The organism is Paenalcaligenes sp. Me52 (genome assembly GCF_050487965.1).
GTDB lineage: Bacteria > Pseudomonadota > Gammaproteobacteria > Burkholderiales > Burkholderiaceae_B > Paenalcaligenes.
Map to the genome: position 1 here is coordinate 197,300 of NZ_JBKQFO010000003.1, position 24,255 is coordinate 221,554.

At 49.7% G+C, this 24,255-nt stretch carries 18 protein-coding genes, 1 tRNA gene and 1 riboswitch; of the genes, 5 read left to right on the plus strand and 14 right to left on the minus strand.

Going from position 1 to position 24,255, the window contains the following annotated elements; genetic code table 11:
- Window positions 1–10 precede the first annotated feature (10 nt).
- A complete protein-coding gene (locus ACLO87_RS15210; protein ID WP_430224161.1) occupies window positions 11–3,118 on the minus strand; it encodes an efflux RND transporter permease subunit in 3,108 nt (1,035 codons plus the stop codon).
- Window positions 3,115–4,290 (minus strand): efflux RND transporter periplasmic adaptor subunit, encoded by a 1,176-nt coding sequence (locus tag ACLO87_RS15215; protein WP_135864170.1) that lies wholly within the window; start codon window positions 4,288–4,290, stop codon window positions 3,115–3,117. The genes ACLO87_RS15210 and ACLO87_RS15215 overlap by 4 nt, the downstream gene beginning before the upstream one ends.
- A gap of 97 nt (window positions 4,291–4,387) precedes the next feature.
- Between ACLO87_RS15215 and ACLO87_RS15220 the strand changes: the two genes are divergently transcribed.
- Window positions 4,388–5,887 carry an efflux transporter outer membrane subunit gene (locus ACLO87_RS15220; protein WP_430224162.1) on the plus strand — a complete coding sequence of 500 codons (1,500 nt, stop codon included), beginning with the start codon at window positions 4,388–4,390 and terminating at the stop codon, window positions 5,885–5,887.
- 3 nt (window positions 5,888–5,890) lie between these two features.
- On the opposite strand, the gene ACLO87_RS15225 is transcribed toward ACLO87_RS15220, so the two are convergent.
- Together ACLO87_RS15225 and ACLO87_RS15230 are read right to left on the minus strand one after the other, a co-directional pair.
- Window positions 5,891–6,856, minus strand: coding sequence for an alpha/beta fold hydrolase (locus ACLO87_RS15225; RefSeq protein WP_135864174.1), 966 nt, complete (start codon window positions 6,854–6,856; stop codon window positions 5,891–5,893).
- A 157-nt stretch (window positions 6,857–7,013) separates the two neighbouring features.
- Complete coding sequence (locus tag ACLO87_RS15230) at window positions 7,014–7,652, minus strand: GrpB family protein (RefSeq protein ID WP_430224163.1); 639 nt, start codon at window positions 7,650–7,652, stop codon at window positions 7,014–7,016.
- A gap of 42 nt (window positions 7,653–7,694) precedes the next feature.
- Here ACLO87_RS15230 and ACLO87_RS15235 point away from each other — a divergent pair, with 42 nt between their 5' ends.
- Window positions 7,695–8,372 carry an ArsR/SmtB family transcription factor gene (locus ACLO87_RS15235; RefSeq protein WP_430224164.1) on the plus strand — a complete coding sequence of 226 codons (678 nt, stop codon included), beginning with the start codon at window positions 7,695–7,697 and terminating at the stop codon, window positions 8,370–8,372.
- A 14-nt stretch (window positions 8,373–8,386) separates the two neighbouring features.
- Here ACLO87_RS15235 and ACLO87_RS15240 read toward each other — a convergent pair whose 3' ends face one another.
- Window positions 8,387–8,986 (minus strand): TetR/AcrR family transcriptional regulator, encoded by a 600-nt coding sequence (locus ACLO87_RS15240; protein ID WP_135864180.1) that lies wholly within the window; start codon window positions 8,984–8,986, stop codon window positions 8,387–8,389.
- An 823-nt stretch (window positions 8,987–9,809) separates the two neighbouring features.
- Window positions 9,810–9,980, plus strand: a riboswitch (M-box (ykoK) riboswitch).
- Between the two features lie 195 nt (window positions 9,981–10,175).
- Between ACLO87_RS15240 and ACLO87_RS15245 the strand changes: the two genes are divergently transcribed.
- The 3 genes from ACLO87_RS15245 to ACLO87_RS15255 are packed head-to-tail and all read left to right on the plus strand — an operon-like array spanning window position 10,176 to window position 13,059.
- On the plus strand, window positions 10,176–11,105 hold the full coding sequence (locus ACLO87_RS15245; RefSeq protein ID WP_430224165.1) for a magnesium transporter CorA family protein: 930 nt from the start codon (window positions 10,176–10,178) through the stop codon (window positions 11,103–11,105).
- A 16-nt stretch (window positions 11,106–11,121) separates the two neighbouring features.
- Entirely contained in the window at window positions 11,122–12,072 is a 951-nt protein-coding gene (locus ACLO87_RS15250) for a magnesium transporter CorA family protein (RefSeq protein ID WP_135863005.1), read from the plus strand.
- Window positions 12,073–12,114: 42 nt separating this feature from the next.
- The gene (locus ACLO87_RS15255) at window positions 12,115–13,059 is read left to right on the plus strand and encodes a magnesium transporter CorA family protein (protein ID WP_430224166.1); all 945 of its coding nucleotides are present in this window, start codon (window positions 12,115–12,117) and stop codon (window positions 13,057–13,059) included.
- Between the two features lie 61 nt (window positions 13,060–13,120).
- On the opposite strand, the gene aspT is transcribed toward ACLO87_RS15255, so the two are convergent.
- The 9 genes from aspT to ACLO87_RS15300 form a co-directional block, all read right to left on the minus strand.
- Window positions 13,121–14,818, minus strand: a complete 1,698-nt coding sequence (gene aspT, locus ACLO87_RS15260; RefSeq protein WP_135863008.1) for an aspartate-alanine antiporter — start codon at window positions 14,816–14,818, stop codon at window positions 13,121–13,123.
- Between the two features lie 76 nt (window positions 14,819–14,894).
- A complete protein-coding gene (locus tag ACLO87_RS15265; protein WP_135863010.1) occupies window positions 14,895–17,588 on the minus strand; it encodes a beta-eliminating lyase-related protein in 2,694 nt (897 codons plus the stop codon).
- A 179-nt stretch (window positions 17,589–17,767) separates the two neighbouring features.
- A complete protein-coding gene (locus ACLO87_RS15270) occupies window positions 17,768–18,523 on the minus strand; it encodes a tyrosine-protein phosphatase (protein WP_135863012.1) in 756 nt (251 codons plus the stop codon).
- A gap of 316 nt (window positions 18,524–18,839) precedes the next feature.
- The gene (locus tag ACLO87_RS15275; RefSeq protein ID WP_430224167.1) at window positions 18,840–19,811 is read right to left on the minus strand and encodes a glutathione S-transferase family protein; all 972 of its coding nucleotides are present in this window, start codon (window positions 19,809–19,811) and stop codon (window positions 18,840–18,842) included.
- Window positions 19,812–20,031: 220 nt separating this feature from the next.
- A tRNA-Ser gene (locus ACLO87_RS15280) sits at window positions 20,032–20,124 on the minus strand.
- Between the two features lie 95 nt (window positions 20,125–20,219).
- On the minus strand, window positions 20,220–21,479 hold the full coding sequence (locus ACLO87_RS15285) for an aspartate kinase (protein ID WP_135863015.1): 1,260 nt from the start codon (window positions 21,477–21,479) through the stop codon (window positions 20,220–20,222).
- A 104-nt stretch (window positions 21,480–21,583) separates the two neighbouring features.
- Entirely contained in the window at window positions 21,584–22,657 is a 1,074-nt protein-coding gene (gene tilS / locus ACLO87_RS15290; protein WP_430224168.1) for a tRNA lysidine(34) synthetase TilS, read from the minus strand.
- Window positions 22,629–23,594 (minus strand): acetyl-CoA carboxylase carboxyltransferase subunit alpha, encoded by a 966-nt coding sequence (locus tag ACLO87_RS15295; protein ID WP_430224169.1) that lies wholly within the window; start codon window positions 23,592–23,594, stop codon window positions 22,629–22,631. Before ACLO87_RS15295 ends, tilS begins: the two co-directional genes overlap by 29 nt.
- Window positions 23,595–23,621: 27 nt before the next feature.
- Window positions 23,622–24,203, minus strand: coding sequence for a DNA-3-methyladenine glycosylase family protein (locus tag ACLO87_RS15300; protein ID WP_135863029.1), 582 nt, complete (start codon window positions 24,201–24,203; stop codon window positions 23,622–23,624).
- Between the last annotated feature and the right edge of the window lie 52 nt (window positions 24,204–24,255).

Below are 24,255 nucleotides of genomic sequence, written 5' to 3' on the forward strand. Positions count from 1 at the left end.
ACTACTACAACTATTGATTGATAAATTGCTGATCGGCTAATCGCCTGTCCTCATCGTTAACGGATGTCAGCTTGGACAAATGTTTACCCAGCCAATGGCGTAAGTCATCCATGTAGCTATACACCACAGGAATGAACACCAGACTGAGTACGGTAGAGGTTAATAACCCACCAATTACCGCTGCGGCCATTGGCGCCCTAAAACCGGCATCAGCACCGGTACTGAGCAAAATAGGAATCATCCCCGCCACCATCGCAATGGTAGTCATCACAATAGGACGAGCCCGCTCTTTACCCGATTGCATCAATGCCTGAGCTCGGTCCATGCCGGCTCGGTATTTTTCCGAGGCAAAATCTACCAACAAGATGGAGTTCTTTGTCACGATACCCATCAACATCAAGATACCTATCACGGCAGATAAGTCTAAGGTTGCCCCTTGCAGCAATAACCCTGCGAATGCTCCACCCATGGACAGCGGCAACGCCACCAAAATAGTGAGTGGTTGCAGGAAGTCTTTGAACAGCAGCACCAAAACGGCATACACCATCAAAATACCGAAGCCCATGGCCAACGCAAATTTCTCGAACATTTCAGTCAGAAACTCAGCATCGCCATACTTCATCAGCGTTACGCCTGTGGGTAAGTCTTGCATCTCGGGCAAGGCATACACGCTTTCTAACACCGTACCTAAGGACTGCCCGGGTTGTAGGTCGGCCTCTACGGCAATACGACGCATGCGATCAAAGCGTTCAATTTGCGCAGGCCCCACCCCAAAGCGGACATCAGCCACCGTGTGTAAAGGCACCGTACCGCCATGTTGTGACGGTACTCGTAGCTGACGTAGAGTTTCCAAGTCATTACGATCTTGTTCGCTTAACAGCACACGTATAGGCACCTGCCTGTCTGAAGCCGTAAAGCGTGCCGAACTGGCGTCAATCTCACCCACCGTGGCAATACGTATTGCAGCACCTACGCTTTGTGAGGTGACACCGGCTCGCGCTGCCTCATCGGTACGTAGCTGTATTTGCAACTCGGGGCGTGCCAAAGGTTCTTTGACCTGTACATTCGCAATGCCACCCAATCCTTCCATTTGCTTACGCAAACGGTGTGCAGATTGCGAAAGCGCCTGCCCGTCAGCACTGACCAAAATCACAGAAACATCACGACTTTCACCACCCGTAAACGAAAACTGCACATCTTCGAATTGGGCTAGTTCACCACGTAAGCGTTGCTCTACCTGCTTCTGCGAGGCATCGCGCTGAGATAACGGCACCAACCGTATCAACATAGAACCCGACGCAACACCTGAGTTATCTTCACCGTCGCTACCGCTACTGGCGAACACAGCCTCTACTTCGGGGTGCTGACGCACCTTTTGCGACATGGCGACAATTTTGGCATCCGTTTGTGCCAAGGTAGCACCAGGAGGCAACTTCACCTGTATGTTGATCAGACTCTGATCCCCTTCAGGCATAAAACCCACAGGAATGAGCGGCAACAACATGGCTGATGCTACCAAAAAGATAGCCCCCAATCCTAAGGTGCGACGTCTATGATTCAGCGCCCATTCCAAAATAGACAGGTAACGTTTCAATACACCCTTCACAGGAGCTTGAGCGGCATGCAACTTGCTCGCTGGTAACGGCTGCAAAACATACGCTGCCAACAGCGGTGTTGCTAACCTCGCTACCAATAGCGACGCCAATACCGCCGCCGATACCGTCACTCCAAACTGCTCAAAATACTGGCCGATATAGCCGCCAATAAAACTCACTGGCAAGAATACCGCCACTATCGTTGCAGTAATGGCTACCACGGCAAACCCGATGGCATCCGCCGCATCAATAGCCGCTTGGTATGGTCGCTTACCTTGGTAGAGATGCTGCTCAATGTTCTCCACCTCTACGATGGCGTCATCCACCAAAATACCAATCACCAAGGTCAACGCCAACAACGTAATGCTGTTCAAGGTGTAATCCAGCAGCATCATGACCACAAACGTGGGCAAGATAGACAGCGGCAACGCAATTGCTGCCACCACTGTTGCACGCCAACTGCGCAGGAATACGAACACCACCAACACAGTTAGCAGTGCCCCTTCCAACAGCGTTTTCATGGACTCTTTGTAGCTATCTTCGGTGTATTTCACCAAAGACAAAATAGGTTGAATACGTATATCGCTATGGCTTTGTTGCAGTGACTGAACACCCTTTTCCACCAACTCAGCCACTACCGTATCGCTAGCGCCTTTGCTACGAAACACCGAAAAACCCACGACTTCACGCTCAGCTAATCGTGCTTTGCTACGACGCTCTGCACTGCCATCGTTGACCACGGCTAACTCAGACAACACCGCCCAACGCCCATCCGACAAAGCTATAGGCAACTGTGCCAGCTCATCCACGTCTTTGGTGCCGCCCAATATACGTATGGCCAGCTCTCGGCCACTTAATACGGCTCGCCCACCGGGCTCATCAATATTGCTGCGCACTAGCTGTGCGTTAACTTCCTCGGCAGTAATACCTAGAGCCTCTAGCCTATCAGGACGCAACTCTACACGTATCTCTCGCTTAGCACCGCCCAACCGTTGTACGCGCTGCACGCCTGGTTCGGCTAACAGCACACGGCTAACGCGGTCATCCACAAACCACGACAACTCTTCTGGCGAACGCTCGGTAGAACTGATGGCGTAATACAGAATTGCCCCACCCTCTACGTCCACACGTGTTACCTGCGGCTCTAATATGCTTTGCGGTAACTCTGAGCGTATGGTGGTGATGGCATCCCGTACATCGTTGGTGGCTCTGTCTGGGTCTACACCCAAGTTGAACTCAACGGTGGTCAACGAAGTGCCTTCATTTAAGGTAGACGTAATATGACGTACACCCGCCATCCCTGCGACGCTTTCTTCCACCTTACGGGTAATGGCATTTTCCAACTCGCTGGGCGCTGCACCGGGCTGTGTCACCAGCACCGTCACAATAGGAAACTCCACCCTAGGGTTTGAGTTAATAGGCAGCTTCATAAACGCCAACCATCCTGCGATGGTCAGCATAAAAAACAGCACTAACGTGGGAATGGGCCTACGTATAGCCCAAGATGACAACTGCGAATTCATGGCTGAGTGCGCTCCAACTCATGCACTTCTACATGATCGCCATCTTTCACAAACGCGAAGGCAGTAGCCACCACGCTTTCTCCGTTATTCAAACCTTCCACAATTTCCACCCACTGCGCATCTTGCCAACCTATACGCACAGGCTGGTACGACACCACCCCGCCGCTAACCACTTTCATCACGGCAGCTTCCCCTTGGCTATTCACCGACACGGCACTAGCCGGTACAGCAATCGCCAAGGTATGGCTAGGTAGCGTTAATTCTGCTCTACCAAACATGCCCGCCAGCACCACCGACGGTACGGCGTTCAAGGTGATACGCACCGACCCCATACGTGAGGCTTTATCCACTTGTGCTGATACCAGCCGTACAGACCCTGGCGCAGCTTCGGTTTGCCCTGTCCACTGCACAGCCGCAGGCATGCCATTATGTAACTGTGCTAACAGCCCCTCCCCTACATCGCCCTCCAGCTCAATCACACTATTTTTAGCGAGCGTAAACAACGCATCATTTCCCACTTGAGCTCCGGCCTGTGCATGACGCTGCAACACCAATCCTTCAACCGTGGCGACAATGCGCGTTTTATCCAACTGCTCTTGCTGCTCAGCTAACTCTGCTTGCGCCTTGTTCAGAACAGCCTGCGCAGCTTGCCAGGTTGCTTGTGCTGCTTGAGCTTGTGTACGTCGCTCATCCAACGTTTGTGCACTAACCGTGCCTTGGCTTAACGCGGTGACTCGTTTGAGGTTTTTCTGCGCTTCTTGATGCAGTGCTAATTTTTCCTGCAGTTCGGCTGTAGCGCTGGCTACACTCGCTTGCGCTTGCTGTACTTGGGCGCGTAGCACGGTGCTGTCTAACTCGGCCAACAACTGGCCGCGTTGTACGCGCTCACCTTGCTCTACTAACACGTTTTCTATGCGCAACCCGGTTAATGCCGTACCGACTTCAATGCTGTCTTTGGCGACCAACGAACCACTCACCCGTGCGCGTGGATGCAACACCACCTCATCGGCTTTGATGGTGCTAATGCGCAACAACGGCTCTTCGGGCACGGTGTCTTTGCCAGAGAGCAAAAGCCACATTGCCAGCAATACCAACACGCATAAACCGCCTATGCTCCACTTGCTTCGTAAGCCCGTCAGCACGGCGTTAGGTTTTTCTGTAGAACTATTCATAGTGATGCAGCAAACTGTACATTTTTTTGTTAGACTGATTAGTCGATCTATTATTTAGAAGATGCTCTACGCTGTCAACTTCTGCTTTGCGCACCTTATGCATTCACGTCGCCCATCCGCTTTGCGTCACTCTGTTATCGCACTTGGACTCAGCCTTGCGCTGTCTGCGTGCACCAACATCCCCACCTTGCCAGATCAACATGTGTCCCTCGCAGCAAACTGGGCACAACAGCATGCCTTGCTCTCGCAAACGCCTGATATTGATCCTGCTTCGTGGTGGACGGCTTTTCATGACCCCGTCTTGGATGCTCTGGTCGCCAAAACACAGGCACAAAACCTGTCACTGGCGCAAGCCGCCTATAGGTTGCATAGCGCCAGAGCCTTGATACAACAAGCTGTAGCGGCGGGTTTGCCTGAAATCACAGCAAAAGCCGAGACCCAACACCAGCGCAAGCTTTCTTCTTCGCATAATGCCTCGCCACTCATGGACCCCACAGTCGATGGTGATCTAGCCCCTGACTCTGAACGCACGACGGGCTATTACCAAGCTGGCTTTGATGCGGCGTGGGAGCTGGATTTATTTGGTCGAGTGTCATCGCAACGTGACTCCGCCCACAGCGCCGCCGGTGTAGCCTACAGCGATTTACGCCACGTGCATGTCAGCGTGATCGCTGAAGTGGTACGCAACTATGTGGAATTACGAGCACAGCAACAGCGGCTAGCCCTGACTGAACAAAATCTGGCAGACCAAACTACGCTTTTGCAACGCACTCAAGAAAGGCACGCAGCAGGCTTAATTGCCGATTACGAGAAAGACCAAATTCATGCTGATCTGATTAGCCTGCAACAGCAACAACTACAGCTACAGCAAGCGCTACAACAAACATTGCTGCGCTTAGCCGTATTAACAGGCGAATCTAGCGTGGATACAGAATTACGTGCGCTTTTCCCCCTGCCTAACCCGCAACAACTGGGCTTTAGCATGCTGCCCGCTGAATTACTACGTGTACGCCCAGCGATTCAACAAGCAGAATTTAAGGTGACACAAGCCAGCGCTGAACTAGGGGTAGCGCAAGCTGATCTCTACCCGCGCTTACGCTTATTGGGCAATCTCAGCATCAGCGATAACCTGACGGGTAAACCGTTATTGGGTCGTACAGAAATTGCAGGCGGCTCTTTTTCACTGAACATTCCGCTACTCGATTGGGGGGCCAGACGAGCAGTAGTCAATGCGCGTGAAGCGCAACTCGCCGAAGCCATTTTGGCGTACCGTGAAGCGGTATTAGAAGGCGTAGAAGAAACTGAAAATGCCTTGTTGGCGATCGCCACACACACTACTGTCGTGCAGCAAGCCCAACAAAAGCTGGCCTTCACCCAACACGCCTTAAACAGAGCCCAAGAGCTGTATCAGCAGGGCATGATTCCATTGCATGAGTTATTGGATGCTTCGCTGCAAAAACGTCGCAGCCAAATGGAGGTAGTGAATGCCCAAGCCGAACAGGCCAACGCTGTTATTGCACTGCATAAAGCGGTGGGTGGAGCGGCATTGCCTGCCAGTTTGCTAGACATGCAGTCCGCGCTACACCCACGCTCATAACTGTTAAGGCTGAGATGGTACCGTTTCGAGTAACCACTCCTTCATATCAGCGATTACCGTATCCAGATGTGTTTGGCCTTGCGCATCATTAAACACATGGTCCAACTGAGGATAGGTTTTATAGTGAATGTTTGTGCGCCCTGCCATGTTCATTTCGCCCATCATCTGCCCAACAGCAATGGGACTCACCGAGCGGTCTTGCCCACTTTGTATGATTAACACTGGTGAATTAACTTTCAGCAAAGTGGCTTGTTGATCATGCTCTCTCATGGCTTTCCACCAACGCACTCCATGATCGTTAATCGCGGCTGTTTCGGTGGGCACCCTGTCTAACATCGCAAAAAACCCATCTATATCTTTGGCGACTTCAGGACTGACTTCCTCGGGCGGAACCCCTGGTGTCATGCTAAACAACATGTCATCTTTAAACCAACGCCCACCACCATTAAAGGCGACACTGGCATCTACCACATCTGATTGAGCAGCCAACATAATCGCGGTTACAGCCCCCTCGCTACCACCCACAACAAGCACTTTTTTGTAGTCGTTTTGTTTTTGCAAGGCATCCAATACTGCACTGTAATCTTGAACACGCTGATAGATCGTATCGTTAATCAAGGTTTCCATCGGGCAATCAGCGCGAGAAGAATCGGCGTTCCACGCAAATGATGCATCTAAGCCGTATTTCTCCACTGTGAGTACATCGGCATTAGGCAGCATAGGTACAAAGGCCTCTTGTATACGTGGATTATTTTGCACGCTATTACAATCAGAACCCTGCATGATCACCAACAACTGCTCAGCCGGCTGGGACGCTGCTTGTTTCACATAATAAGTAATCTCTGAACCATCCGCTCGCGGCAACGTGACGGGTGTTTGCGCCCAGGCTGTTACCCCTGCAAAAACCAACATGCCACCTAGAGCCCATCGCTGCCAGTTGCTTACACCAACACTACTTTGCCTATACACGCTCGTACTCCTATACGTTATTCATGTCTTACCGTTACGCCACGTGTGAAACATAGTACACGCGGCACTTACTCTCACGTAGCTAAAAAGTGTGTCATCCCACTACACAAACATAGGTTGACACTTACCTCTGAGTAGCCTGCCTACTTCAGTGCACTCACAACAATCCATGCGCAGCGAACATATCCTGATAAATAGCGTGCACTACCGCATGCTTGCTACGGTTGTAGTCGAGCGCATTGTTGGTACCTCCGGCGGCATTGAATTTAGACGCGGCATAACGCTTCCTGTCGGCTTCGTGATTGCACAACCAATCCCTAAAGAGCACATGACGAATATGCTCTGGGCAGCCCGGAGCGAATATATGTAAGTTCACGCGTGGGGACTCATGTCGTAGCATGCGATGCTGATACCACGAAGGCTCCCGTATTGTCAGTTGGTAGCCCAACTGCGTTAATGCAGGTACATAGCTATCTTCGTCTGCAGGGTCTGCCACCAATACATCAATATCAATCACCGGTTTAGCAGGCAATTCAGGCACAGCAGTAGACCCTACATGCACAATGCTTAGCGCCTTATCACCCAAGGCTTGCTGAATACGATCGTGTTCATACTGATAGCGCAATGCCCACGCAGGATCGTAGGCTAACACTTCCATTTTCTCTATCTGTGGCTTGCCAGCTACCCACGGGTTTTCGTTGGGATCGCCATCCGCAAAAGTAGTGATGGAGTATTTGTCATGCTGTGTCCATGTACGACGAGTAAGGTCATCTACATTCACGATTTCCCTCAGCATTTGTATAATCAATTAATTAGTTGAATATTTCTCATAGCGCTCATGACCATCACTAGTCAGCCCACCACACAGTCTTCGCTAGGAGCATTGGCCGATATTGCTCGCACCTTGGCCAATGAACACCGTTTGGCTTTGCTCGCGTTATTGCATAACGAGGAATGGTCGGTAGAACAACTGGCTGAACGCAGCGGTTTATCTATTGCCAATACCTCTCAGCACCTGCAAAACCTAAAACGTGCTGACATGGTGCAAACTAGGCGTGATGGCAAGTACATTTACTACCGATCCAGTGCTGGCCCTGTTCAAGCGATTTTGAGCAGTTTGCAGCAATACTTAGCGTTTCAACACGAGCAAATACAAGAATTGCTCACTGATAATCAACATCAACGCGAACGGTTGGATGGGTTATCGGTAGATGAATTGCTAGTACAGATAAAAGCTGACAGCGTGGTACTACTGGATGTGCGCCCTGACGATGAGTACCGCACTGGCCACATACCTGACGCATTGCATATTCCTGTGCCTGCCTTGCAGGGCAGACTGCATGAACTGCCTACCAACAAAACCATCGTCGCGTATTGTCGAGGGCCTTACTGCGTGCTTTCCAGCGAGGCTGTGCAAATCTTGCACAGCAATGGTTTGCTCGCTACCAGACTGCCTGCAGGCTACGATGCGTGGCAAGCCGCAGGGTTAGCTACTGCCCAAACTCCTACACGCTAAGCAACGAGTACTGCTCAAGGCCGCAAGGCTTTGCGTATCATCTTTTCCAGAATATCCAGTTGTGCTTCCCATTTGAAGCCCGGCTGCATAATGCTGCGCCCTAATACACCATCACCCAACATCAACAACCACGTAGCAGTGGCCTCCGGTTCTAGCTCTAAATCGATTTCCCCGTTTTTCATGCCCTGTTCAATCAATTGAACCAGCTTCTGTTTATTGAAGTCTTCGTTTTCCAAAAAGATGGACATGACTTCAGGGTTTCGGGCGGCTTCGGCGCCTACTTCCAAACTTAAGCGGGCAGAGATAGGGTCGTGGTTCATCACATCAATAATGGTGCGAATGATTTGCACGATGGAGTCCACCACTGTTTTCTCAGAAGAGCATCGCTCAAAAATCTCAGTGAGCAATTCGCGGTCTTCTTTGGCGATTTCTTGAATAATTTCGTCTTTGGTGGCGAAGTAATGAAACACGTTACCAGGGCTCATCCCCACCTCTTTACAGATCTCGGCAGTAGACGTGGCATGGAAGCCCTTCTGGGAAAAACACACCATAGCGGCCTCAACGATTTCCTTGCGTTTGGCGCGCTGTTTATCGGTTAACGGTTTGCTGCTCATACTTCACTCACCTCCTTTGTTTAAAAATAGACTAACTGGTCTACTTATTAAATCACTTTTTTAGAATCGAGCAAAGCTCGGTTTCAATATGCCGTACAAACACTGTTTATTAATGCAGTTAATTGATACTGAACCCAACACATTACAGGCTATAAAGCATAGCCATCGTGCACTACGCAATGCCATTTCAATGCATGATACTGTCCATAAACATTGACGCTACCAAGCGCTAAAAAGGGGCCCCAGCCCCCTGCACCACCCTTAGAAAGAGCCTACTTCTTGACTGGTGATTTTGTGGATTTACTTGGTTTTAACGATGGCGTATTGCCGGGAGTATCTTTGTTATCACGGCGACGTCTATCCGGCTTACCTGTTGAATCAGCGATAGGCTTAGGGCCTGGCTTAATCCTAGAAATGACTATTAGCCTTTAGAAAATTAAGAGGAAAAGCCCTCTAAACCTGTATACGGGTTACGGTGAAAATCATCCGTAGAGGTCTACACCTAGGCCACCTCTAGTAGCTCAAGAAAGGCGGCGCATCCAACTCGACCACCACCTACTCCTTCGCCTGCATAGGTGTTGCGCAGTCTCTTTAATCAGGACTAAACAGCCACTACACCGTCGACTTATAGTTTTACTTATTTCTTATATAAATCAATAAAACAAATAAATCACCTTAATAATAAAAACCATGCTAAGGTAATTTAAAAATCATAAATAATAAAAACCAAAATATACCAAAGGATATTCATCCTATACCAAATACAAAGACTAATCGCTACATTATAAAAAATAAGCGATCTATACTTATGAAGTCGATACAGACCAGACCTCGTTAGGTAAGGCTCCTGTACGGAGAAACGCTACTGCCCAGAAACGTCCAAAGACGCCAATGGGTTTGAACAGAAACCATCGACTTAAGGTGGTTTATAACGTAGCTAGAGTTCACTCTCTTATGCCGTGCAGTGCTAAAGCTCAATGATTTGGGGTTCGTTGACAGAAGGCTATAGCCCTCTGCCAACTAGGTGCATGAACAACGGTGCTTCGCCTATCTGGGCCACACCTTGCGAACGCACGCCCCATTCTGGAGAGGCGTGTTTTCATTGCCTGTTAGTTTCCCAACTAATAGACGCCGTTACGGTGTCATCCTCTGGGTGAGCCGCTAAACCATGCACAGCAAGGTGTTTTACATGTTAAAGCTCTATCAAGCCACTACAGCACATGGTGCTGATCAGGCCGTTGGCCGTGTCAGCTGGGATCACCACGTCAACCCAGGGCAAGACGTGGTGCGTGCACTAGCCAGCACTTTTTCTCTGGATTCCAAGACCCTGCAAAAGCAGTTGGGTTCGTCGTGCCGCCCCTTGGCTATGGATTACCACGGCACCATGATGATTACGCTGGCGGTGACGAAGAAAAACGCCCCTACCGCCAAGCGGTTATTTGATATGGAATACCTAACAATTTTGATGCGCGATCAGCACATCGTGACCTTAGGCGATGATTCCAATCAATCCATTCACACTTTGCTAAATAGCTTCAATCAAGGTGCTCATCACAGTAGTGTACATACGCTGCTATTTCATATCTTGAAAGTCTGTGCAGGAAAATTTGTAGAAGCGCTTTCTGAAATCAATCATAAAGTAGAAGAGATTGAAAACGGTTTAAAAACCGCTATTCAAAATAAACAAATATTTCAGCTTTTGGAAAATAATAAAAATCTGAATTTATTATCCAGCACGCTGAAATCTAATTTGAATATTTTGAAGAAGATACAGCTACGACAGAAATTCTACTCAGACGAATCCAGTCATGCGTTATTGGCCGATGCCATTATTGAAACTGAACAAGCCCAAAGCATGGCCGAGATTCACAACATCAACCTGAGCAACTTGATGGACGCGTATTCAGCAGCCGTCGAGAACAACCTGAGTTTGGTCGTTCAGTATTTGTCTGTGTATGTCATTGTGGCAGCCGTTCCCATGGGGATTGCTGGTATTTATGGCATGAACACCCCCTTACCTTTCCAGGATGAACCGTATGCCTTGGCGGCACTAGCCGGTATTGCCCTGCTCATCGCCACTTTGTTGGTTGTCACCCTCAAAGTCCGTCGGATCCTCTAAGTTTCTGGAGAAACCCATGCTGCACATTTACAAAAGCGACGCCCAAGGCACACTGCTGAACGTTAAAGAAATCACCCACAACAGTCTGGTGTATCTGGAAAACCCTACCGCAGAGGAAATCCAAAGCACCGCTAAAACACTGAATATTCCACTGGATTTCTTTGAGGATTCTCTGGATAAAAACGAGCTGCCTCGCATTGAGAAATCAGGCCAAGCCTCACTGATCGTCGTGAATGCTCCTGTACGTGTTTCGGAAGAAAGCGCTAAAGCTGGCGTGCCCTACAAAACCGCCCCCATCGGTTTGATTCACACTCAAGACAATCTGGTGATTGTGGCGCGTGAAAAGCTGCCTTTTATTGGTGATCTGATCAAAGGTAAATACGGTGATTTCCAATCGTTCATGAAAACCCGTATCAGCTTGCTGCTGTTCAAAGCGGTATCTCAAGCCTTTGATAGCAGCTTGCACCAGATCAACCATCAGGTAAGCGGCCTACAAAAGAAAATCAAATCCTCGTACCACAACAACGAGCTATTTGGCCTGATCAACCTGAACAAAAGCTTGGTGTACTTTTCCACCTCGCTAAGCGCGATGTCCATTCTGTACAAACGCTTAATGGAAGGCGTGGACATCAAAATCCATGACGAAGAAAAAACACGCTTAAACGACATTCTGATCGATATTCAGCAATCGGCTGAAATCACTGAAATGCGTCGTGAAAGCTTGAGTAACTTGATGGATGCCTATGCCGCCATCATTCACAACAACTTGAACTCCGTGCTGAAAATGCTCACCACGCTCACCATCGTGATGATCATTCCTACCATGATAGGTAGCATTTTCTCGATGAACGTGGCACTGCCTTACGAAGAAGAGTGGATTTCCACCGTCGTGATCAGTATTGCCATGGTTGCTATCAGCGCATTCCTTGTGGTGCTGTTCTACAAGAAAAAATACCTGCGCCTGTAAGTCTGGCTTGCCCTTGGAACCTTTTTTGCACGAGAAAACATCATGAAAACCATCTACTGCAGCCGCAACAACGAGCTAACCAAAGTTGAAAAAATCCGCCAAAACAGCTGGGTACAACTGATCAACCCTACGCTGGATGAAATCCATGACGTGGCCACTGAACTGAACTTGCCTATTGAGTTCTTAAACGACGCCTTGGATACAGATGAGCGTCCACGCATTGAGCACCGTGGCCCAGCCACCTTGCTGATGCTGCACATTCCGTACAGCGACCCTGCCGTCAAAAATCTGTACGACGATGTGAAGTACAAAACCATTCCTTTCGGCATCGTTCTTACCGGCGGCCACATGGTTACCGTGTGCAAAGAAAGCGGCTTTATCAACAAAGACTTCTTTGTGCAGCAAAGCTTGATTTTGGATGAGCACAACCAAAGCTACAACCTCTTCTCTATCCTGAACCAAGTCGCCCATGTCTTTGCCGATGCCAGCAAAACACTGGATGAATCCATCAGCAAAGCCGAAGACGAGTTATCCAAGTCGTACCGCAACCAAGAGCTGTACACCTTGCTGTACTTGAACGAAAGCTTGATCTACCTAACAACCGCGTTGAAAAACATGATGCACGTCATGAACCGTATGCAGAAAGACAGCCCGCTGCCTATGGACTCCCGTGCTCGCCTGTTGTTTGACGAAGCCTTGGTGGAAGTGGAGCAAGTGTATTCCATCACCAAAATCAGCCAGATCAACCTGAATAACGTGATGGATGCTTACGGCAATATCATTCAGAACAACGTGAGCCACATTGTGAAACTGCTGACTGCCGTGACCATTGTGCTGTCTATTCCTACCTTGATTGCCAGCATCTACGGTATGAACGTACCACTGCCTTATCAGGAAGAACCAGGCGCCTTTACTGCCATCATCATCAGCATGGTAGTGATTAGCGGAATTGTGGCGTTTTTATTCCAGAAGAAACGCTACTTCTAAGCAGGCCACAAAAAAGCCCAGTTTTTACACTGGGCTTTTTTTATAGCTGCTGAACGTTCGCCTACCCTAACAGCAACACAATCACCATCCCCCACAACGTCAGGAACGTATTACTGATCGCATAGGGCACGGTGTAACCCAACATAGGCACGTTGCTCTTTGCCGCTTCAGCCACCATCGCTACCGACGCGGTACTGGTACGTGCGCCACCGCAACATCCTAGGTTAATGGCAGGGTCAAAACGGAAGATGTATTTACCGATGAGCGGTGCCAATAGCATAGGCAAGCTGGTCGCAAACAAGCCCCAGAAGAACAGCTCTATCCCTACCTCTTTCACCCCTTGGATAAAGGTGGGCCCCGCGGTAATACCCACCACGGCAATAAACACGTTCAAGCCTACCGAGTTCATGAACCACAAGGTGGCACTAGGGACACTGCCTAGTTTGGGTTTGAAGCTGCGTAACCAGCCAAAGACCAAACCGGCAATCAATGCACCACCCGAGGTAGACAAGGTAATGGGAATACCGCCCACCGGCACCACAATCGCACCTATTAAGCCCCCGATCACAATACCCGAACCTACAAACACCATGTCGGTCACGCTGGTAGGACGGTCGGCAAAACCGAACTCCTCAATCACCGATTCCACGTGCTTGCGACTACCGCTCACACTCACGATGTCGCCTCGGTGTAGTTTGGTTTGTGCCTGCACAGGGATGTCTACGCCCATGGAGCCTCGGCGTATACGTGTGACATAGACTCCGCGTGCGCACGGGCTTTTAGAGAGTTCAAGCAAGGTTTTGCCGTTGGCATTTTTGCTGGTGACCACCACATCAATGGACTCAATAGGAATCTGTAGCAGTTCTTGGTCGGCCACTTCCTCAGCACGATTAGACCAATCCACCAATGTTTCGTGTCTACCCGACACGGCGACCACATCACCCACCTGCAAGACGGTATTCGCATCAAACTCAATAATCTTACCGTTGCGACGCAAGTTCTCTAGGAACAAACGCTCCCCGCCCGTCATGCCTGCTTCGGCTTGGGCCACTGTTTTACCGGCAATAAAATCCGGTTTAGTCAGTTTGAAGGAACGCACAATGTACTGATACCACGCAGACTGCATACCGCCATCAGGTTCGCCTTCGGACATTTCTTTTTCGTAGCGGGCGCATTCTTCTTGCAGATTAATACGCAAGATCTTGGGGCCCAGATACGCAATGATCCAACCCGTACCCACCGTACCAAACAAGTACGTCACCGCATACGCTACCGGAATGGCATCCAGTTGTGCTTGGATTTGGTCTGCACTCATGTCTAGCCTATTGATGGCGTCCGTCGCCAAACCAATGGAGGCAGAAATCGTTTGTGTACCCGCCAATAGACCTGCAGCCAAACCAGGGCCATAACCTGACAACACCGCTGCCAGATAGACTGAGAACAAGCACAGGCATGACACGATCACCGCAAATACAGCTTGCGGCAAACCATCGTTCGCCACCCCACGCACAAACTGCGGCCCTACACCAAACCCTACCGCAAACAAGAACATGATGAAGAACACTGACTTGATGTGCGGTGAAATATCGATGCCTATTTGCCCAATGATTACCCCTGCTAGCAATGTACCCGTGACTGAGCCCAAGCTAAAACTGCCAAATTTTTTGCCACCTATCCAGTACCCCACCGCCAGCGCCAAAAAGATCGCCAGTTCGGGATAACTACGCAAGGTTTGCTCTATCCAATGCCAAATCGCCATATTTCCCCCTACTGCGTCAATAACGGCCAGAACTTGTCAAAGCACTGGCCGTTATGACGATTAGCTCATAGTTGTATTAACGAAGTTTGAGTAACTGTAATCCACGGCTAGCTTCATACCCGTGTACCTCTTTGACGTCCAGCTTGCGCATGAACTCAATGGTGTCACGGCTAATCACTTGACCAGGGACTAAGATAGGGAAACCTGGAGGATATGGAATCACCATTTTGGCCGAGACCATCGGAGGCCCTTCTTTCAGACGTCTATCGCACTCTTCGCTATTCAAGGCCACATACTCGCAGTTTTCTTCTTTCCAACTCATGAAGAAAGCCTCACGTATATTGCCCTCTACCGCTACTGCGCCGTTACTGTCATGGCGGAATTTTTCATGAAAATGGCTGAAGTTAGGCAAATCAGGTACGTCATGCATCAAGCTGTTCACGCGCTCTTCAAAGCGTAACTTCCCTTGCTCGCCTGTTTTGGTCAGTTTCTGTTCTACATCGCTGGAGATTTCCAACAACACGCGAATAAGATGCGCCACATCACTACGGGTGTTATTGATGTTGGACTGTAGCAAGACCGAGTTACGCGACGTTTTATTCAACTGTATGTCGAATTTATCCGCTAGTAATTGCTTGAATTGTGTGCCATCAAAACCCGCTGTACCGCACACCAGCGTAATACGCGTTGGGTCTAAGAAAAACTCATCATCACGGATGCTGCACACGGCATCATCCCAGTTTGTACCTTCTACCAAGAAGTCTTGGAAACCACTTTGACGGTACTCGGCAGGGATCATCTTATCTGCACCCAGCACTTGGAAATAACGAGAGATCAGCGGGTGTTTGTTGATCTGGCTGCGAATATCAAAAGCAATCTGAATCGCATTGTTCACCAAACCATAGCCTTCCAATTCCATCTGTCTACGGGCGACGTCTAACGAGGCAATCAACTGTTGGTTAGGGCTGGTCGTGGCATGAGTAAAGATGGCTTCGTGCAGTTGCGGCTCAATGCTGTAGAAATCCACGTCTTTGACCAACACCATAGAACCTTGTCGTATGGCCGACATGGATTTATGGGTAGAGTTAGTCTGATACACGCGCAGGCGTACTTGGCGCGGGTCTGGCAACAAGTAGGTATTCAGCAACTGCTCATCGCTTGGGTTGTCGCCCAGCTCTTGTTGCTGACGCTCATATTCTTTAACAGACTCTGGGTTAGCCATCCATTTTTCAATATAAGATGCTGCGCCCATTGCTGTACGTGGGCGTAAAAATGGCGACCAATGCGCAAAGCCGAACCATGCCTCATCCCACAAGAATACGAGATCAGGTTTAATGGCCAAGCACTCTAGCATCACACGACGAGTGTTGTAGACGTGACCGTCAAAAGTGCAGTTGGTTAAATCCACAGCGCGCACTTGATCCAACTTGCCTTCTTTTTTCAGGTTCAACAAGGCACGTTTAATGTTTTGCAGCGGCACCGCGCCGTACATGGAGTACTCCTTCATGGGGAAGGCTTCCACGTAGTAGGGCTGCAAGCCCCCTAACACCATGCCGTAGTGATGAGACTTATGGCAATTGCGGTCTACGATGATGATGTCACCCGGCTGAGCAATGGCCATCAACACCATTTTGTTCGACGTGCTGGTACCGTTGGTTACAAAAAAGCAGTGCTCGGCACCAAAGGCTTTAGCAGCACGTTCTTGGGCTTTTTTGATGTTGCCGGTGGGTTCCAACAAGCTGTCTAGGCCACCGGTAGTCGCAGATGATTCAGCCAAGAACAGGTTCAAGCCATAGAACTCGCCCATGTCGCGAATCCAGTCAGATTTGAACACTGACTTACCGCGCGCAATAGGCAGCGCGTGGAAGGTACTGATGGGCTTACTGGCGTAACGTTTTAGGTTGTCAAAAAATGGCGTCTGGTAACGGGCGCGTACACCTTCCAGAATAGATAAGTGCAGCTCCATAGGCTCTTCTACTGCGTACAGTACGCGGCGCACGCTTTTGGCGCGTTCATCGCTAGCGATCTCTTCTGGACGCAAATCCGACAGCAGATAAATATCCAGCTCAGGACGGTAATCGGCCAACGTAACCGCCAACTGCAGTGCCAAATGGCTTTCATCCACATGCACATCCAACTCTTGGATTGCTTGGTCTAGCAGCGGTACTGACTGTTTGCTTTTGAAATCTATGCCTTCAAAGATCGCTACCGCACAAATATTGCTGTTTACCGAAATAGCGCAAAAGGCGTCTTGGAAGTTATCCACCACCACTGGCTCGTACACAAAGTCATCTTCTTTGCGACGCTGCGCGCGTAATAGCTGTACGTTACGTTCTACACGAGGACTGTTTCCGGGGGCTACCACCAGCACTTCAAAGTACGGTCTGCCACCGCCTAAGCTTTCCCCTTCGTGACGAATGTCGCCGTAGTGGTCTACGTCGTTATTGGCTTCCCATTCGCGGGAATCGTCTTTGTAATAGCGTGCCAGAATGGCAAAAGAAATGCGGCTGGCTAGCTCTACAAACGCTGTGCGTCTGTCTTCTTGCAAATGAGCGGCCAACGTAGCCATCAAATGACGACCAGGGTACGCATGGAGGATTTCCAGATCACGCAGATGTTGAAATTTTTCTTGTACTACCTGACTGTCGCCCTCTTGGCGAGCCCACTTCTGGGCGGCGACCAACAAATCACGCCAGAGGTCCGATCGTACGGCCCCCAGTGAGAAAATTTGATCGAGGGAAGACGTACCTACTGGCGCTTGCGAGCTCATATCTATGACTCCTATACAGACCATCAGGCCTCGTGCGAGGCAAACTCGAAAAAGGGGGTGTGTGAACCATACCGTACATCTATGCAACCAAATGCTTCTATTCAGCACACAACGCTACAGAACTCACACCACACTTTAAATTTCAAGTTTTTGACTATATAGCAGTCATGACAGGCTGTTTACACCAACAACCTATCGCGTAATTGTTCTACCTCTGTATCCTTAATGTTCAAGCCTTTGCTCACATACTTCAAGACAGAGCCATACTGAGCATCTAGCTCACTGAAACTTTGCTCTAAGTACTGTGCGCTCACCCCCCACAAAATACGCATGACAGCTTCGCTCATGCCATATTCTGCTTTAAAGGAGCGGTGGTAATACTGCTCGGTCAGCATGTAGTCCGCCAAAATGTCATCGCGATGCACCCCTAAAATACTGAGCACTAAGGCTGAGGCAAAACCGGTCCTATCCTTACCTGCCGTGCAATGCACTACTAGCGGCTCTTCGGCAGCGCATATGGTACGTAAGCACTGCGAAAAATGCGCTTGGTTATTTTGATGAAAATCGTGATACATGCTTTGCATATATTGGCTGGCTTGCTCAGGCGTCACATGCCCATTTTGCTGCACCATGCCATCCACCAACCGCGCTACTTCGGGCTCAATACCGCATACCGTATGTTGCAAGAACTGATAGTTATAGGGCTTTTTCGTGCGCTCGAACTGACCACGTAAATCTATACTTTGATTCACCTGCAAGGCTTGCAACTGCACCTGATCAGAAGGCGTCAAATCAGCTAAATGCGCTGATCTATAGAGTGTCTGCCAACGCACCGATGCGCCATCAACGGTTTGATAACCACCCAAATCACGAAAATTCGTTACGCCCTCAAACGCAACCGCACGTTGCCCTTGTACATTCTGCTCTGTATCCATTCAACTTTCCTGTGACGAGTTCAAAGTGGCAGGCTTACTCTGCTTATTTCAGCCTATGGTCTGAGTCTTGATCTTGCCGCTTCTGGCGACTTTCCTCTATTACCTGCTTAAAGCCTTTCACTACTAGGTAAACCACGGCTATGGCACCAAAAATAAATAAGGCAATCCTCATGGTCTTTACCCCTATTTGCACTGATTTGCAGTCATTATAAAGGCTTACGCACACAAGTCTCGTACAAGCCCACGCATTACTGACAATAAAAAACCCGCTAAAGCGGGTTTGCTGGTGCTAACGTAGGCGATCTAGTCGCTATCGCTAACAGCGCTCTGAGGGCTGATCTAGATCCATGATGGGGCCAAGCGGCACTATACCCGTAGGATTAATAGTCTTATGGCTACGATAATAGTGCTGCTTGATGTGATCAAAATTAACGGTAGCTGCCACCCCTGGCCACTGATAGAGTTCACGCGTGTAACTCCACAGGTTCTTATAATCTGCCAGTCGTTTCAGATTGCACTTGAAATGACCATAATACACAGCATCAAAACGTAGTAGCGTCGTGAATAAGCGCCAATCAGCCTCTGTCACGCGCTCGCCCACCAAAAAGCGCTGACTACTCAAGCGCTTTTCCAGCGTGTCCAAATAATCAAACAGCTTACTCACTGCTTGTTCATAACTCTGCTGCTCAGTGGCAAAGCCCGCTTTATACACACCATTATTGATCCGGTCGTAAACCTCACTATTTATGGCATCAATCTGCGGCAATAACTCACTAGGTGAATAATCGTCCTGATTACCTGCCACCCCCTCAAAAGCAGAGTTCAGCATACGAATGATTTCTGATGACTCATTACTGACGATAGTATTGCGCTGTAGGTCCCACAATACGGGCACCGTCACCCTGCCGCTATAGTCACTTTGTGCCCGCAGATATACCTCGTAAAGATAGCGAGCCTGCGCCACAGGGTCTGGAATCACGCCTTCGCCAGCCTCAAAAGTCCAGCCGTTCTCACCCATATAAGGATTAACAACAGAGACACTGATGATGTCTTCCAAACCTTTTAACGCTCGCATAATTAAGGTGCGGTGTGCCCACGGACATGCCAGCGAGACATAGAGGTGATAGCGACCAGCCTGCGCGGCAAATCCTCCACTTCCACTAGGGCCTGGACTACCATCTTTAGTAATCCAATTCCGAAACTGTGTGTCACTACGCACAAAACGACCACCCGTACTTGCGGTGTCGTACCATTGGTCCTGCCATTTACCGTCAACAAGAAGTCCCATTGCCTAACCCTTATTCTTAAATGGATGATGGTGCGATGTGCCTATAGAACGATTTACCAAGGCCTTGCCTAGTACCACTAGCTATAAGATGCTATCCCAGAATGGAAAAAGCCCGTAGAACGTAAATTCTACGGGCTTTTTGAAACTTAGCCGTACATCAGGCGTAGAGAGCAGAAATGAAAAAAGCCCTTGATCAACAAGGGCTTCGTTCAAATTTCGCTGGCGGGAATGGAGGGATTCGAACCCTCGATGCGGGTATAAGCCGCATGCTCCCTTAGCAGGGGAGTACCTTCAACCTCTCGGCCACATTCCCAGCAAAAAAGCTATTCTAGCACGAGTAAAACTAATTTTGCTAGCCCTAGAACGTTTTTTTCCTAGGTACGCGATCAAGGACCGCGTACCACCGGATTATTGTGCTTTTTCTTGATCCAATTCGAAGGCTTTGTGCAGTGCACGTACAGCCAATTCCATGTATTTTTCGTCGATCACAACAGAGGTTTTGATTTCGCTGGTGCTGATCATCTGAATGTTGATACCCTCTTCGGACAATGCACGGAACATGGCGCTCGCTACACCGGCATGGCTACGCATACCGATACCCACGATGGATACTTTAGCGACTTTGCTGTCGAATACGATTTCACCTGCACCCACTGCTGGACCTACTTGAGTTTCCAACAACTCGTTGGTGCGATCTGCATCAATACGGTTTACGGTGAAGGAGAAGTCAGTAGTACCTTGTGCGGACAAGTTCTGCAGAATCATGTCTACGTCAATGTTCGCAGCAGCGATAGGGCCCAAGATGGAGTAGGCCACGCCCGGGGTGTCGGGTACGGCACGCAACGTAAATTTAGCTTCATCGCGGCTAAAAGCGATACCCGAAACAACGGCAGCTTCCATTTTTTGATCTTCCTCGAATGTAATCAGTGTGCCCGAGTTTTTCTCTTCCTCGAGCGAAATTTCTGGGTCGGTAAGCGAAGACAACACGCGTACCGGCACACGGTATTTACCTGCGAACTCTACCGAGCGGATTTGCAGTACTTTGGAGCCTAGCGAAGCCAGCTCAAACATTTCCTCAAAGGACACTACGCTCATGCGGCGCGCTTCAGGCACCACACGAGGGTCCGTCGTATAGACACCATCCACATCGGTAAAGATCAAGCACTCTTCTGCGCTCATGGCAGCAGCAATCGCTACGGCTGACGTATCGGAACCACCACGACCCAAGGTCGTAATGTTGCCGTTGTCATCAATACCTTGGAAACCCGTCACAATCACAACGCGCCCAGCATCCAGATCGCTCTGTACGCGTTCGCTATCAATAGATTTAATGCGGGCCTTGGTATAGGCGGAGTCTGTGTGTACAGCTACCTGCCAACCAGCGTAACTACGTGCAGGCACACCCATTGCGATCAGCGCCATCGCCAGCAAAGAACTGCTGGCCTGTTCGCCGGTTGCCGCAAGCATGTCCTGTTCGCGTGCATCGGGACGTGGGCTAATTTCTTTAGCCAAGCCCAGCAAGCGGTTGGTTTCACCAGACATAGCAGAAGGTACAACTACGACTTGGTGACCGGCCGCATGCCATTTAGCCACGCGTTTTGCGACATTTCTGATGCGCTCCACCGAGCCCATAGAAGTGCCACCATATTTTTGTACGATCAAGGACATCTTATTACTCGAAAATCAATAGGAATGGTGTCTGTGTGCCCAAAAAAGGGCCATTCTATTCTAACGATATTTTTTACCCCCCAATGGGGCATTTATCAGACTTTTCATGCATATTGTTGCAAAATTACACGCCCTTGGCGACAAATCACGTAAAACGCACCATGTTTTACCTGCATCTGCCTATCAAAGCCCAACGCGTGCAAGGTGCGCATCTGACGCATCATGTCGTCGAGTCGCGCCTCGGTAGGCATTTTTAAGCCTGCCAAGGCCAACCAATGGCGTATTACCTGCGCCTGACGAACAGTGCTTAGTTCGCGCCACGATTTCAAATCAAAACTGTGATCCCGTTTGCGGTAATCCAGTTTTTGCAAATCTTCAGCAGCAACTTCTTCTAGTAACTGCGCGGTATCACGGCTTAACTTCGCGTGACGTGTCAGTATTTTCTGCCACCCCTGCCAGCGCTCGTTCAAATGCGGCTTTAATCGCTCACGCACCGCACCACGGGTGTAGTCATCATTCAGGTTAGTGCTGTCTTGTACGGCAGTCCAACCCAAGCGCTGGCTCATCAGCTCGCCCACAGCCACAATACGGCTACGGGGGATGTCTAACCACGGACGCAGCACCGTAAAGCCGTCACGCGGGCTTATAGGCGCCATAGCGCCCAAACCGGTAGGCCCAGAGCCTCGCAATAAACGCAGCAGGACGGTTTCTGCCTGATCATCTTGGTGATGTGCCACAAACACATGCTGTACGCCTGTGCGTTGGCATAGCATCTGGAAAGCGTGATAACGGGCATCGCGCGCAGCCGCTTCTATTCCGGTTCCGGACAGCAGGTCTACGTTTACTCTTTCTATGTGGATACTAGCCCCAATCAGGCTAGCGAGCTTTTGCACATGCAGCGACCATTGATCCGCAATCTCTTGCAAACCATGGTGTACGTGAAAGCAATGTAGGGGCAGTTCTAGGGCATGCGCCCAAACTGCCATGTGCAGCGCCAAGGCCGCCGAGTCCACCCCGCCGCTCAATGCTACCGCAACCTGCTGCGGCACTGGCTGCGGCAGGTTGGTGTACAGCGTATGGATGGACTGCAATAAGCCTACATCGCACAGTTCAGCCAACGGATGGGCGTGTACCTGTGCGAGTGGAAATTTACGAACGAACTTCCTGGAAACGGCCATAAGACAACAAACGCTCCAAACGACGCTCACGCAGTTGCTCGGAGTTCAGGCCAGACAACTGGCGCAGGGACTCAGCCAAAGCACGTCCCAACTGGCGAGCCATTGTCGTTGGATCGCGGTGAGCGCCACCCACAGGCTCGTTCACTACTCTATCAATCAGCTCTAGCTCTTTCAGGCGTGGGGCTGTAATCGCCAAGGCTTCTGCGGCTGCCGATGCTTTATCTGCACTGCGCCACAAAATGGATGCACAACCTTCTGGGGAAATCACTGCATAAGTCGCGTATTGCAACATCAACACAGTATCTGCCACCGCAATCGCCAATGCACCACCTGAACCACCTTCACCAATGATGGTGGTGATAATAGGCACTTTTAGCTCAGCCATCGCGTACAGGTTGTGGCCAATAGCTTCAGACTGACCACGCTCTTCCGCGCCAATACCTGGGTAAGCACCGGGGGTGTCTACAAAGGTAAAGACAGGAATATTGAATTTTTCGGCCAAACGCATCAAGCGCAAGGCTTTGCGATAACCCTCTGGACGAGGCATACCGAAGTTACGGCGCGCACGTTCTTTGGTATCACGGCCTTTTTGATGACCAATCACCATGCAAGGCAAACCATTAAAACGTGCCAAACCACCAATGATCGCTTGGTCATCTGCATACATACGGTCGCCATGCAACTCATGGTAGTCCGTGAAAATTTCATTCACGTAGTCCATGGTGTAGGGACGTTGTGGGTGGCGGGCCACCAACGCAGTTTGCCAAGGCGTTAATTTTTCGTAGATGCTACGCGCCAAGGTCTGGCTTTTTTGTTGCAGCCTGCTGAGTTCTTCCGAAATATCAACAGCAGAATCCGTTTGAACAAAACGTAACTCTTCGATCTTGTTTTCGAGTTCAGCAATGGGCTGCTCAAACTCCAGAAATGTATTTCGCATTGTTGTGTCTTCGGGTTAATCGCTAATTCATTCGCTTTCGGCAATAGGATCTAGGCTACGCCACAGATACCAAGTTGCCACCGTACACCAGGGAGTCCAGGCTTGAGCCACTTCACGTGCCTCAAAGCGGGAGACTGGCTCACCACTGTAATAATGTTGAGAGATAGCCCGGATTAATCCGGCATCATCCAACGGTAATACATCTGCACGATGCAGGTTAAAAATCAGGAACATCTCTGCCGTCCAGCGGCCTATGCCGCGAATAGCACAAAGTTCTCTGATAATGGCCTCATCGTCCATATCTTGCCAACTTTCTGGGTTTACCTTGCGCTCTTTAAAATGCAGCGCAAGATCCAGAATATATTCGGCTTTGCGTTTGGGCATACCCATCTGTTGCAAGGCTGCGACTTCCAACGCTAACACATCAGCGGGCGTCGCAGGCGATGCAAACGCATTATTAAATCGTTCCCAAATAGCCTCCGCATTGCGGCGGCTCACTTGTTGACCAATCACAGCCCGCACTAATGTAGCAAAGGCTTCTGAAGGTGGTTTCAGGTGTTCTTCAGCAAACGTGGGGATGATTTTACGCAGAATCCTATCGCGTTTCATCAAATGTGTTTTGGCTTCATCCCAATAATGCGGTTTATGCACTATCTCTGCT